This is a genomic window from Neglectibacter timonensis, assembly GCF_900048895.1.
In the GTDB taxonomy this organism is placed as follows: Bacteria; Bacillota; Clostridia; order Oscillospirales; family Acutalibacteraceae; genus Acutalibacter; species Acutalibacter timonensis.
Map to the genome: position 1 here is coordinate 1,486,010 of NZ_LT160640.1, position 12,389 is coordinate 1,498,398.

Genomic DNA, 12,389 nt, shown 5'->3' on the forward strand with positions numbered 1-12,389 from the left:
GGGAAGCGGCTGTTCCGCGCTCCTCCAAGGAAGGCTTTTTCTGTCTTATTCAGCGGTTTTACGACAGTTTATTCAATCTGGCAAAATTGGCGAACAGCTTTTTCGTACCCACCTTTTCAAAGGCAATTTCCAGTAGAGTATCGTTTGCCATGGGCGTAGCCGTCAGAACCAGGCCCGTGCCAAAGGTTTTATGCTCCACGGAATCCCCTGCGCGGAAAGTTCCTGCCGGCGCCGGTTTGACTGGGTTTGGCTTATAAATCTGCGACGAGAAGCCTCCCTGCTTCGTCCGTGCGTCCTGTCCCTGGCCGCCGGCCTGCGCTACGCCTCCGCCTGTAAATGTGGGCATGGTCACGCCCGTACGGTAAGCGTACTCCCTGGAACGGCTGCGCTCCACCAGCTCCTCCGGAATCTCTTCAGCAAACCGGGAAAGCTTATTCCGGGAAGTAGTGCCGAAAATCATACGGGATTCGGCGTTGTAAATCAGCAGCTCCTCCCTGGCACGGGTGATAGCCACATAGGCAAGCCTGCGCTCCTCTTCCACTTCTGCGGGATTGTAAAGCACCGACATGCCCGGAAAAATCCCCTCTTCCCAGCCCGGCAGGAATACCACCGGGAATTCCAAGCCCTTTGCGGAATGAATGGTCATCAGCACCACGGAATCCGCGTCATGATCGTAATTGTCAATGTCGGTGAACAGGGCGACCTCCTCCAAAAATCCGGAAAGGCTGGCTTCCTCCCCCGCTTCCTGTTCATAGCGCTGCAGCATGGAGGAGAGTTCCTGTACGTTTTCAATACGGTCTTCCGCCTTTTCCGGTTCGTCTTCCCTGAGGAATTCCACATAGCCTATCCGTTCCAGAAGTTCCCCATAGAGTTCGCTGGGCAGCAGACCGCCGGCTTCATTTTTATCAATGAACTCCTGCATCATGCCGGAAAACTGGGCCAGCTTCCCCGCCGCCCGGGAGATGGGCGGATACTCCGACGCATGGGAAATCACCTCGAAGAGACTCTCCCCCACCTGTTGGCCGATCTGCGCCGCCGTATCTACGGTCCTGTCGCCGATCCCCCGTTTTGGCGTATTGATCACCCGCCGGAGACGGATTTCGTCGCCGGGATTGTTCACCACACTCAGGTAGGAGATCATGTCCCGCACTTCCTTACGGTCGAAAAACCGGGTGCCTCCAATAATGCGGTGAGGAATTCCCTGTTTTGCAAACATCCGTTCAAACATCACAGACTGGGAATTCATACGGTACAGGATGGCATAGTCGGAAAATTTCCGTCCCGCCGACACGCCCTCCAGGATCATGCGCGCAATTCTGTCGGCCTCGTCCTGTTCGTTTTCCGCGGTGTGCAGTTTTACCTGCTCGCCCGCCCCTGCTGCGGTCCACAGATTTTTTCCTTTCCGCTCGGTATTGTTGGAGATCACGGCGTTGGCCGCGTCCAGGATATTCTGGGTGGAGCGGTAGTTCTGTTCCAGCCGGATGACCGCGGCGCCCCGGAAATCCTGTTCAAAGTTCATGATGTTCTCAATGGTGGCGCCCCGGAATTTATAGATGCTCTGGTCGTCGTCGCCCACCACGCAGAGATTATTGCTCTTCCTCGCCAGAAGGTTGACAAATTCATACTGGGCATGATTGGTATCCTGGTACTCGTCCACCATGATGTACCGGAACCTGTCCTGGTAATATTCCAACACTTCGGGGCATTTCTGAAACAGTCTCACCGTATTGACGATGAGATCATCGAAGTCCATGGCGTCGGAATCCTCCAGCCTGCGCTGGTACAGCCGGTATGCCCTGGCTACCAGCTTCAGGCGAAAATCATCCCCAGCCCCGCTTTCGAATTCCTCGGGTGAGGTCAGCTCGTCCTTGGCACGGGAAATCTCCCCTAAAACGGCCTTGGGAGAAAGGGATTTTTCCGAGATATCCAGCTCCCGCATCACTTCCTTCATCAGCCTTTTGCTGTCATCAGAATCGTAGATGGTGAAATGAGAGGTGTAGCCCAGCCGGTCCCCGTCCCTGCGCAGAATGCGGGCGCAGCTGGAATGAAAGGTGGAAGCCCAGATGTCGTTCCCATCCTCCCCCAGCATGCTGCAAAGCCGTTCCTTCAGTTCCCCTGCCGCCTTGTTCGTAAAGGTAATTGCCATTACCTTCCAGGGGGGGCAGGCCGACACGGAAAGCCGCGCTCTCACCAGATCCGGCAGCTCTCCGCCAAGTAAAAATGCTTTACAGCACTCCACATCCTCATCTGTCAGGGTATCCTGCACAAAGCTGCTCTCATAGGCCTTACCGTAGCGCACCAGGTTGGCGATGCGGTTTACCAGCACCGTGGTCTTTCCGCTGCCAGCGCCCGCCAACACCAGCAGAGGACCCTCTGTTGTAAAAACCGCCTGCCGTTGGCGGTCGTTCATCCGGGAGAAATCCTTCTCCATTACCTGTTTCCGAATCTTTAAAATTTCTTCTTTCAAAAATGCCATGAACTGAACCGTTCCCTTTCCCTATGGTTATTCCATCTGCGCGCCTGAAGTGTACGCGATCCGATCTCTGCAATTTTCGGTCCGCGGTACGGGCCACGGACCTTCTCCTACCGCAAGCTATTCATTATATCATAGAAACCGTGTTGGAAGAAGCCCAATGCTTTTCCCAAATAGAAATGAGGCATTTCATGCCTCAGGGCATCTTCCTGTCGGCCGCAGTGTACTTCCGCTGCAATGACACTGCACCTGCGGTTATTATAACATAAGGACGGGATTGGAGAAACCCATAAAATACAAAACCAGACAAAGGTTCGGCAGGGATTTGACATCCCCACAGAATTTGTTTAGACTGTTCTCATAGAAAAATCCATACAGGAAAAGAGGAATTGCCATGGAAGACGCCTCTGAGCGGATCCGCCGCTGGGCGAAAGCTGGAGAGGACACTGCGCTGCCGGACTGGAACGAGCTGCCCACCATCCCACTTTATATGGATCAGGTGATTTTTTACCTGGGGGAAAACCTGCGTTTTTTTGAGAGGGATGGGCAGTCCAGCCTGCTGACCAGCTCCATGATTAACAACTATGTGAAAACAGGGGTTTTGCCCCATCCTGAAAAAAAGAAATACCGAAGGGAACATCTGGCCGCACTTCTGGCCGTGTGTATGCTCAAACAGGTTTTGTCCATCCAGGACATTAAAACTCTGCTGGCTGGGGAGGAGCTTTCTGAAGAGCTCTATAACCTGTTTCTCACAACGCATACGGCTGCCCTGCAGGAGACCTGCGTCACGCTGGCAGAAAACTGCGACACAGGGGAAAACCTGAAACAGAAGGCCCTGCGTCTGGCCATAGAAGCCTATGCCAAACGGGCGGCCGCCGAGCGGATTCTCTGCGAACTGGGCAGGGACACCGCAGAGGCGGGCAAGCCGGAGAAAAAGCGGCAGGAAGCAGAATGAATGACGGCCTGCACACGGGCAAGCATACGAAGCCGCCTGTACGGAGTCTTTCCCGGGTTCGCCGGTCCCCGCATTCCTATATTCCGGGATCTCCGCTGTCTGTGCCCGCCTCCCGGCGCCGTCAGGCCCACCAGTCTGAAAAATCAGCACCAAAAAGAACAAAATGAACATTGTTCCCGGGAACGATTCCCGGTATAATGGAAGCAAGAATAAAACTGAAACCTTTTTGGAACGTACAGGACAAGGCTGCCGAGGCTCCCAAAACCAGGCCTGCAGCCCCAGTTCTGAAAAATAAAGGACCGAAAGGATGAACGATTGATGGAACAGACGATTTTTGACCGGAAAGCCTACGCTGCCAAGGCGAGGGAAGCCGTCGCAGAGGGCTCCGTCCTGCTTCGCAACGAAGCCCATACGCTGCCCTTTGCCCCGGGCACCCGCCTGGCCGTATTTGGACGCAGCCAGTTCAACTATTACAAAAGCGGGACCGGCTCCGGAGGACTGGTGAACACCGGGCATGTTCCCGGGATTCTGGAAGCGCTGGAGCAGAGCGGCGGCGTTCAGATAGACGCCCCGGTGAAGGCCTGCTATGAGGCCTGGCTCCAGGACCATCCCTTCGACGCGGGCGAAGGCTGGGCGGCGGAGCCCTGGTATCAGGAGGAGATGCCCCTTGATCCCCAGCTGGTACAGGAAGCCCGGGAAAGAAACGATGCCGCGCTGGTGATTCTGGGCCGCACAGCCGGCGAGGACAAGGACAACAGCGCAGAAGAGGGCAGCTACCTGTTGGCTGCCGCAGAGCGCCAGGTGCTGGAACAGGTGTGCAAAACCTTCCCCCGGGTGGCTGTGGTGCTGAACACCGGCGGCATTCTGGACATGAGCTGGGTGGAGGACTACCGGCCCGGCGCTGTGCTGTACGTGTGGCAGGGCGGCCAGGAGGGCGGCCTGAGCGCAGCAGACGTGCTGCTGGGATACCGCGCCCCCTCAGGGAAGCTGACCGACACCATTGCCCGGCGCATCGAGGATTACCCGGCGTTCGGGAATTACGGCAGTGAGACCCGCAATTTCTATGGCGAAGACATTTATGTGGGATACCGCTACTTTGAGACCTTTGCCCCGGATAAGGTGCTCTATCCCTTCGGCTTCGGCCTGACCTACACCGACTTTTCCGTCACCCCAGGCGCTGCGGAAATGGGAAAAGACGCCGTCCGTTTCAGCGTCACCGTGGAAAACACAGGAGACGCGCCCGGCAAAGAGGTGGTGCAGGTTTACTGCGAAGCGCCCCAGGGCAAACTGGGCAAACCGGCCCGCACCCTCTGCGCCTTTGGAAAAACCAGTCTGCTGGCTCCCGGCGAGAGGGAGACCCTGACGCTCACCGCAGCTTTCGGCGCCTTCTCTTCCTATGACGACAGCGGCGTCACAGGTCACAAATCCTGCTGGATTTTGGAAGCAGGGACCTACCGGTTTTATCTGGGTACGGATGTGAGAAGTGCCGCCTGCGTATTGGAAACCAGCCTGCCGGAACTTGTGCTGGAGCAGCTGGAAGAGGCCATGGCCCCCGTGGTTCCCTTTGAACGTCTCAGGCCCGGGGAAGCCACAGCTTCCGGCACTTACCTGCCGTGTAAAGAGGAAGTCCCCTTGCGTACAGTAAATCCCCAGGAACGTCGGAAAGAACGTCTGCCGGAGGAACTCCCCTATACCGGGGATAAGGGCTGGAAGCTGGGCGACGTGGCCGACGGGAAGGTGACGCTGGAGGAATTTGTGGGCCAGCTCTCCGATGAAGAGCTGTGCTGCATCGTCCGCGGCGAGGGCATGTGTTCCCCCAAGGTCACCCCCGGCACAGCCGGCGCTTTCGGCGGCGTCACAGACGCCCTGCTCTCCTACGGCATTCCAGTGGGCTGCTGCGCGGACGGCCCCAGCGGCATCCGCATGGACTGCGGCACCATCGCTTTCTCCATGCCCAACGGCACCTGCCTCGCCTGCAGCTTCAACCTGGAGCTGGTGCGCGAGCTGTATGAATTCGAGGGCAAAGAGCTGCGCAAAAATAAAGTGGACACCCTTCTGGGACCCGGCATCAACCTGCACCGGCATCCCCTGAACGGGCGAAACTTCGAATACTTTTCCGAAGATCCGCTGCTCACCGGAAAGATGGCCGCGGCTCAGCTGCAGGGCATGCACCCCTACGGCGTCACCGGCACCATCAAGCATTTTGCCTGCAACAATCAGGAATTCCGCCGTAACGACGTAGAGGCCGTGGTTTCTGAACGCGCCCTGCGGGAACTCTACCTGAAGGGCTTTGAACTTGCCGTGAAAGAGGGCGGCGCTTATTCCGTCATGACCAGCTATAACCCAGTCAACGGCTTCTGGTCCGCCAGCAACTACGACCTGCTGACCACCGTCCTGCGGGGACAGTGGGGCTACCAGGGCATTGTCATGACAGACTGGTGGGCCAAGAGCAATGACGAGGGCAAACCTGGGGAACGCACCAACACCAGCGCCATGGTGCGTGGACAGAACGACCTGTTCATGGTGGTGGAGAATGCGCAGCAGAACTCCATGCAGGACAATTCCGCCGAAGGCCTCCGCAGCGGAGCTGTTTCCCGGGCCGAATTCCAGCGCAGTGCCTGCAATATCTGCCGGGTGTTGCTGCGCATGCCCGCGCTGCTCCGCCTGCGCGGGATCGAAACAGAACTGGACCGCCAGCTGGCTGAAAGCGCAGGGCTGGAGGAGGATGGTCTCGGCGAGATGTACTACGTGCAGGCAGGAAACCGCACCGAGCTGGACGTCTCCGTGATCAACACGGAAAAGGGCCGCAACACCCAGTTCTCCGTCTCCCTGCAGGAACGCGGCCTGTATACCCTGTCCCTCACTCTCCGCAGCAGCGGAGGCAGCCCCCTCTCCCAGCTTCCCGTCTCTGTCTTCCAGGACAGAAAGCTTCTGGATACGATCACCCTCACCGGTGAAGAGACCCAGTGGAAAACCGTGACGCTCAATCTGGAGCCCGCCTTCTCCGGCAGCTTTTATCTACGGCTCTTCTTTGCCCAAAGCGGTTTGGAGCTGCGGTCCTGCGTACTGGAAATGACCCAGTCCCTGGAAGAGCAGATTCGGGCCCACATGCAGTAAAAGCCCTTTTGTTCCGAAGCAGAACCGAAAAACTTCCTTTGCTAAACCGAAAGCCCGGCGCAAATGCGCCGGGCTTTTCCTGTGCCGGGTTGAGGGCCGCCGAAGCGGCAGCTTTTGAACGCTGCTCAAAAGAGCTGCTCAGACCAGCTCCCATTTCTCGGTGAAAGCGTCCAAATCGTCTATGAGGAACAGGTCGCTGCTCCAATTGCCAGGCCATACCGCGTATATTTTTGTGCTTCCGGCCCTTGCCCTTTCGTAAGCCGTCCGCATGCTGTCCCGGTCCGACTTTCCGCCCCGGCCAAAAGACCACCGAATTCTGGAAGAACCTTTCAAACATGCGGATTCCGCCCTCTATCAGAGAAAGGGCGGAATCCGTTTTGTATATTCAGACCTGAGAAATCAACAGGATTGGAAGGCTACGGAAGAAAATAGATCTCGGCATTGACGTTGCTTCCCTGGAAATTCTTCCCTATGGTTTTCTGGATCAGCTCCTCCAGCGACAGCCCTGCCATCTGCTGAACTGCAGCCGAATCCATGGTAAAGCCATTGATTTCGCCCATCTTCCCGCCCAGCGCGCCCTGGGCTTCCCCGGGCAGAATGAGAAAACCGTTGCAGTTCAGGGCAGCAATCGCCCCCATATCTTCCGCGGTGACATCCTCACCGAAAACAGCGAAGCCATTGATCTCCAGGGTTATTTTTTCCCCGCGGTCCACCATGGTCTTCAGCCTTTCGTGCGAGAAATATTCCCATCCGTTGATCCGGACCAGATTGCCCTCATAAATCCGGTAGCTGTCCGCCCTGCCAATAGCCCGGAAGGCTTTTGCACAGGAGGATGGCAGGCTGGCGCAGCCTTTGACAAGAATTGCCTGCAGTTCCTGCAAGCAGCCGCAGGCTTTTTCCTCCATGAAAAGTGCCCCGCGCACATACAGCTTTTCCCCGTACAGGGCCGCCGTCTCGTCCAGGGTTAAGGGCCCGGTCACCGTAAATCCCTCGGGGACCAGCTCCGGCGCGGAGGTTCCAAACAGGTTTCCGTATACTTCCTGCGCCTTTGCATAGATCAGCAGCCTGTCGCAGGCAATCCGCAGTTCCCTGGCCTTCGCCAATTCCAGCGCGCTCTCCTCCAAAGCCGATACTTCCCCCGCCACCCAGACAGACCGGGCATCCGAAGGAATTTCCGCCAGAATGCGGGGTAGTTCGCGGTCGCCCAGCAGGACATACGCGCCGTCCGGATAAGGACGCTTTTCTCCCTGAACACGCGAGAGCAGGCTCTGACCGCAGGATTCCGGATAATATACGGTGCCCGCGACCACGACGCTCTCCGCATTTTCAAAGGCATGAACGCCTCTCCCCTTCAACAGGAGGTCGCCGGAGACGATGACAAATTTTCCGCTGTAATCCGCTCCGTCCTCCAAAGTCCCGCCTGAAAGCTGAACGAATTCCCCTTCATAATCCGTGACCACTACATTTCCTGCATTGATATTTGCGCCTTTTCCCAAAAGCTTAGCATACACCGCTTCCGAGGTAATCAGGACTTCGCAGTTCAGGTTGACGGAATCGTACCGCTCCAGCAAGTCCTCCCTATCGTGGATCATACAGGCGATACTGCAGTTGATGTTTAATCTGTTTTGGTTTAAAAGACCTTCAAGCAACATTGCTATTTTTCCCCTTTCTTTCCGCCGCACATGTTCCGCGGGATTGTTCTCCGATTTCCGGCTGCGGCTTTCCCGGCTTCGGAGAGTCTGGAAAGGCTGGAATCCCCCGCTGTTTTCTCTTTCCTTCCGCCATTGCATTGCGCGCCGCCATATACAGCAAACCGTCCAGCAGCATTACTCTCATTCCTCTTTCTTTCCGGAGGCGCAGGATGCCGCCATAGGAGGACTTCCTTGCAGAGGTATTCCGGCTTTTTTCAAAGTCCGGAACACAGTCCCCGCCTCTGAAACAGGCTTCTTTAATTTTCTCTGCACATCATGGCGCGCATAAGCTTCAGCGCGACGCGGAGCCTGGTGCGCACCGTCGCCGGCGGAATCCCCATGATCCTGCCGATTTCCGTGGAAGTAAGCCCCTGGTAATACTTCAGGCAGACAGGCATCCTCAATTCCGGATTCAGCCTGTCCAGCATGGACTTTACCAGGAGACGGTCCGTTGGGTCCGGCTGCGGATCCTCTGTTTCCGGCAGCTCCTGTACAACTGTCACTCTTGCCTCTTTTCTCTTCATGTCCACCAGCGCATTGCGCGCCGCCGCATACAGCCACGCCCTTACGGCCGGTTCAGGCATGGTTTCCAGCAGCGTCTGATTCATCAAGGCCTGGGTGAACGCCTGCGAGACAGCGTCTCTGGCCGCCGCCTCATCCCGGGAGAAACGGATCATCGCCTGCAGCATTCGTCCGCTGTATTTCTGATAAGCAGCTTCGATCAGCAATTTCTCCATCTCCCTTCATTCTCTGAGACGCGCCAAACAGGAAAAGTGTTTGCAGCTTTTTAAAAAAAGTACCGCCGCATATTTCTGCGGCGGTACAGCACTTATTCAGCGACCCCTCAACTGCCAGAACGCCACCGCGCTGGCAGCCGCAACATTCAGCGAATCCACATTGTGGGACATGGGAATGCGCACAGAATAATCACAGGCCGCAATGGTACGGGGGGCAAGACCATCCCCCTCTGCCCCCAAGACAATCGCCAGCTTTTCTTCCTCCTGCAGCTGGGGCGCGTCTATGCCGACAGAAGCGTCGCTTAAAGCCATCGCTGCGGTCTTGAATCCCAGCCTTTGCAGGCTCAAAATTCCCGGCTGCGGCCAGTCCGGGGATTCACTGCCGATACAGGTCCAGGGCACTTGGAAAACAGCGCCCATGCTGACCCTTACGGCGCGCCTGTTCAACGGATCGCAGCAGCCGGGGGTCACCAGGACTGCATCCATACCCAGCGCAGCGGCAGAGCGAAAAATCGCGCCGATATTGGTGGCGTCCACTATATTCTCCAGGACAGCTATCCGCCGTTTTCCGGTGCACACCTCCTCCACGCCGTGCGGCCGAGGCCGGCGCATGGCGCACAGGACGCCGCGGGTAAGCCGGTAACCGGTCAAGCCCTCCAGAAGGCTGCCGCCGGCGGCATAGACCGGAATCTCCCCGCAGCGGGCAATGATTCCCCGCGCCTGGCCCTCCACGTGCCTGCGTTCCATCAACAGCGAAACCGGCTCAAGCCCGGCGTCCAGTGCGGTACCGATAACCTTGGGGCTCTCGGCAATAAAAACCCCTTTTTCCGGTTCCAAACGGCTGCGCAGCTGCGCTTCCGTCAGGCGCGTATAAACTTCCAGGCCGGGAAGGGACAGGTCGGTGACCTCGATGATCTTTGACATAGTCAGGCTCCTTTTACAGCGCATGAACAGAACAGAAATTATGGCTGTTGATCCGTTTCCTCCGCTTCTTCCCGAAGGCAGGGGCGGCTCATACGTTTCAAGTTCAAAACCGTCTGCGCTCTTTCATCCGAAAGCTTCAAATATTTTTTCTTGATGTAAGACGCAATGTGATCGTAATCGTTAAAAACAAACTGCTCGTTGATTCCGAGACAATCCAGCTCTTCCAAAATTTCCGTCTTGTTGCTGATCTTCAGCCTGAAATCCGGCTGTATTTCCTGCCGAATTTCGTTGATCCCATAAAGCTGATAAAGGAAGATAGAGGATTGGTTGGACACACGGTTGGTAATGTTGGCAGGTTCATAAGTGAAATAGAAGGGTACGGAAAAGGGGCCGTCGTGCCTCACAAAAAAAATCAAAATCCATAGGAACCGTACAAAAAGACGGCCATACGACCCCAAGCCATCGGAAAGGATTTCCGGTTGATACCCCTTCAGGTATTTCAGCCGTTTTTTCATGGAAGCAAGCAGCTTGTCCAGCTGATCAATGGAATAAGCGTTCCGGTTCTTCCTTAGTTTGTAAAGCTCCAGCTGAATGGATTCGTTTCCCGGACAGCTGCCTGTCAGCCTGTCAATCTCCTCCAGAAATTCAAATATATAAGCTTCTTCTTTCAAAAACACGTCTGTAATCCCTCTGAAAAGGTCTTCCAGCTCTTCCGGGGCAAAAAGGAATCTTGATAAAATCACAGAGTTTATCAGCTCCAGGTTTTCAGAGATATCAATGAGCCGGTCCTTTTTGATGAAATAGACATATCCGTTGTCTCCCGGTTCACCGCCACAGGAAAAATAGAGGGAAATCAGCGGAGAAAACGTGAAGTCCAGCAGGTTTGTGGGCAGACCGTAGTGTTGGGAAAAGGCCAGGAAATGTTTCCTCTGCATCTCAGTAAGGGAATTCCCGATATGCCGTTCAAAAGCGCCCACCATTTTCCGAATGTCCAGACTGGAATTCCGCCGGAACGCCGCAGCGCTCAAATGAGGGTAGGCCCTGTCCTCCCCTCTGGAAATACACCCTTCCAGGTGATGCCGCCTTATGCATTCCATATATTCCGCCACATTGCCCACTTCATAAACCGGCGTGTTCCCGAGATTGTCCTGCACGGTGCATTCCTCCCTGCGTCTCTTCCAGCTTCCCTGGTTTTCTGTTCTCTATTCTATCATAAACGGGACTGAGAATCGACGGTAATTTTTCAATCCTTTCCAGCAGGCTGCGCCGTCTCAAGGCAGATGCTTTTGATAAAGACCGCTATGCAGGCAGCTCCGGTTCTTGCGGATTCTGCTGACCGGACGAAAACATGTTCCATACACAAGGGCGGCATCCCGGAGAGTGCAGGCCGCAGTTTGCTTCTGCCAGATTTCCTTTCCGCAACCGAACGGCTTGACTTATCATGGATGCATCCTTTATGATAAAATAATAGACTTTTCTTTGAAACCCAATCAGGGGTTATCAATTCATGATGCTTTGCGCGGTCAGGCAAAGGAGGCGGAAGAATGCTCAAACAGCTGAAATACTTTCAATCCGTGGTGTACCATCGGAGCTTTTCGAAAGCGGCGGAGGAATGCTTTATTTCACAATCGGCCATCAGCCAGCAGGTGCGGGCGCTGGAGGAAGAGGTGGGGGTGACGCTGCTGCGCCGGGAGGGCCGCAGGTTTTCGCTGACCCCGGCGGGGGAGGTATTTTACCAGAAAAGCCTTTCCATTACGGCGGATTGGGAACGGCTTTGCCAGGAGATGCGCCAGATGGAGAGCGGCGGAAAGGCGCGCCTGCGGCTGGGCTGCCTGCGCAGCTATGGCGGGCCGGAATTTCACCGGGCGGTGGCGGCGTTTTCGGAACGCCATTCCAATGTGGAGCTGCACTTGACCACAGGCAGTCACGAGGAGCTGTACGGACTGCTGGTGTCCGGCCAAGCAGACTTGCTGCTGAGCGACCAGCGGCGGGCCTTTTCGGAGGGATATTACAACGAGATTCTAGCCGCACGGCCCTACCAGGCGGAGCTGGTAGCCCGCCACCCCATTGCCCAGCGGGAAGCCGTGGCGGGAGAGGAGCTGAAAGATTTCCCCTGTATCATCGTAAGCTCGGCGGAGCAGTGGGATACCGAGCGGGCCTACTACCGGGAGATTGTGGGGCTGCAGGGGGAATTCCTCCCGGTGGGAAGCCTGGAGGAGGGCAGATTGCTGGCGGTGGGAGGAAAAGGCTTTCTGCTGCTGGAGGGCGGTGGAAGCGAGCCTGCCGCCGGCCTGCGCCGCGTCCCGCTGCTGCGAAACGGCAAGCCCCTTCTGCACAATTACTGCGCCTTTTGGAGCCGGGAAAATTCAGGTTACTATGTGGAGGAATTTGCAGAATTGCTGGGGAAAGAGTTTCCCGAGACGCCGAAAATAACATAATCGGAAACATAATGATTCTAGAGAACGCACCGGTAAAAATCCGGTGCGTTTTTT

Annotated in this window: 9 protein-coding genes; 3 read left to right on the forward strand and 6 right to left on the reverse strand. The window is 56.2% G+C overall.

Features of this window, described 5'->3' with window-relative positions; translation table 11 throughout:
• Window positions 1-58: 58 nt before the first annotated feature.
• Window positions 59-2,476, reverse strand: coding sequence for an ATP-dependent helicase (locus BN3911_RS15890; protein ID WP_066867327.1), 2,418 nt, complete (start codon window positions 2,474-2,476; stop codon window positions 59-61).
• A gap of 391 nt (window positions 2,477-2,867) precedes the next feature.
• On the opposite strand from BN3911_RS15890, the gene BN3911_RS15895 reads away from it, so the two are divergent.
• Together BN3911_RS15895 and BN3911_RS15900 are read left to right on the forward strand one after the other, a co-directional pair.
• Window positions 2,868-3,428 carry a DUF1836 domain-containing protein gene (locus BN3911_RS15895; protein ID WP_066867328.1) on the forward strand — a complete coding sequence of 187 codons (561 nt, stop codon included), beginning with the start codon at window positions 2,868-2,870 and terminating at the stop codon, window positions 3,426-3,428.
• Window positions 3,429-3,746: 318 nt separating this feature from the next.
• Window positions 3,747-6,545, forward strand: a complete 2,799-nt coding sequence (locus tag BN3911_RS15900) for a glycoside hydrolase family 3 protein (RefSeq protein WP_066867329.1) — start codon at window positions 3,747-3,749, stop codon at window positions 6,543-6,545.
• Between the two features lie 416 nt (window positions 6,546-6,961).
• Here BN3911_RS15900 and BN3911_RS15910 read toward each other — a convergent pair whose 3' ends face one another.
• The 5 genes from BN3911_RS15910 to BN3911_RS15930 form a co-directional block, all read right to left on the reverse strand.
• Window positions 6,962-8,197: a hypothetical protein gene (locus BN3911_RS15910; RefSeq protein ID WP_066867333.1), complete on the reverse strand. Its 1,236-nt coding sequence runs from the start codon at window positions 8,195-8,197 to the stop codon at window positions 6,962-6,964.
• Window positions 8,187-8,381: a hypothetical protein gene (locus BN3911_RS15915; RefSeq protein WP_147578637.1), complete on the reverse strand. Its 195-nt coding sequence runs from the start codon at window positions 8,379-8,381 to the stop codon at window positions 8,187-8,189. The genes BN3911_RS15910 and BN3911_RS15915 overlap by 11 nt, the downstream gene beginning before the upstream one ends.
• Before the next feature lie 112 nt (window positions 8,382-8,493).
• Complete coding sequence (locus BN3911_RS15920) at window positions 8,494-8,973, reverse strand: RNA polymerase sigma factor (protein ID WP_066867337.1); 480 nt, start codon at window positions 8,971-8,973, stop codon at window positions 8,494-8,496.
• Window positions 8,974-9,069: 96 nt separating this feature from the next.
• Window positions 9,070-9,897 carry a TrmH family RNA methyltransferase gene (locus BN3911_RS15925; RefSeq protein ID WP_066867339.1) on the reverse strand — a complete coding sequence of 276 codons (828 nt, stop codon included), beginning with the start codon at window positions 9,895-9,897 and terminating at the stop codon, window positions 9,070-9,072.
• A 38-nt stretch (window positions 9,898-9,935) separates the two neighbouring features.
• A complete protein-coding gene (locus BN3911_RS15930) occupies window positions 9,936-11,051 on the reverse strand; it encodes an FRG domain-containing protein (protein WP_066867341.1) in 1,116 nt (371 codons plus the stop codon).
• 390 nt (window positions 11,052-11,441) lie between these two features.
• Between BN3911_RS15930 and BN3911_RS15935 the strand changes: the two genes are divergently transcribed.
• The gene (locus tag BN3911_RS15935) at window positions 11,442-12,335 is read left to right on the forward strand and encodes a LysR family transcriptional regulator (RefSeq protein WP_066867343.1); all 894 of its coding nucleotides are present in this window, start codon (window positions 11,442-11,444) and stop codon (window positions 12,333-12,335) included.
• Window positions 12,336-12,389: the final 54 nt, after the last annotated feature.

Excerpts from the sequence above, each read along its gene's own strand:
- BN3911_RS15935 (WP_066867343.1), top strand. The coding sequence starts at position 11,442 with ATGCTCAAACAGCTGAAATACTTTCAATCCGTGGTGTACCATCGGAGC.
- BN3911_RS15920 (WP_066867337.1), bottom strand. The coding sequence starts at position 8,973 with ATGGAGAAATTGCTGATCGAAGCTGCTTATCAGAAATACAGCGGACGA.
- BN3911_RS15915 (WP_147578637.1), bottom strand. The coding sequence starts at position 8,381 with ATGAGAGTAATGCTGCTGGACGGTTTGCTGTATATGGCGGCGCGCAAT.
- BN3911_RS15890 (WP_066867327.1), bottom strand. The coding sequence starts at position 2,476 with ATGGCATTTTTGAAAGAAGAAATTTTAAAGATTCGGAAACAGGTAATG.
- BN3911_RS15895 (WP_066867328.1), top strand. The coding sequence starts at position 2,868 with ATGGAAGACGCCTCTGAGCGGATCCGCCGCTGGGCGAAAGCTGGAGAG.
- BN3911_RS15925 (WP_066867339.1), bottom strand. The coding sequence starts at position 9,897 with ATGTCAAAGATCATCGAGGTCACCGACCTGTCCCTTCCCGGCCTGGAA.
- BN3911_RS15910 (WP_066867333.1), bottom strand. The coding sequence starts at position 8,197 with ATGTTGCTTGAAGGTCTTTTAAACCAAAACAGATTAAACATCAACTGC.
- BN3911_RS15900 (WP_066867329.1), top strand. The coding sequence starts at position 3,747 with ATGGAACAGACGATTTTTGACCGGAAAGCCTACGCTGCCAAGGCGAGG.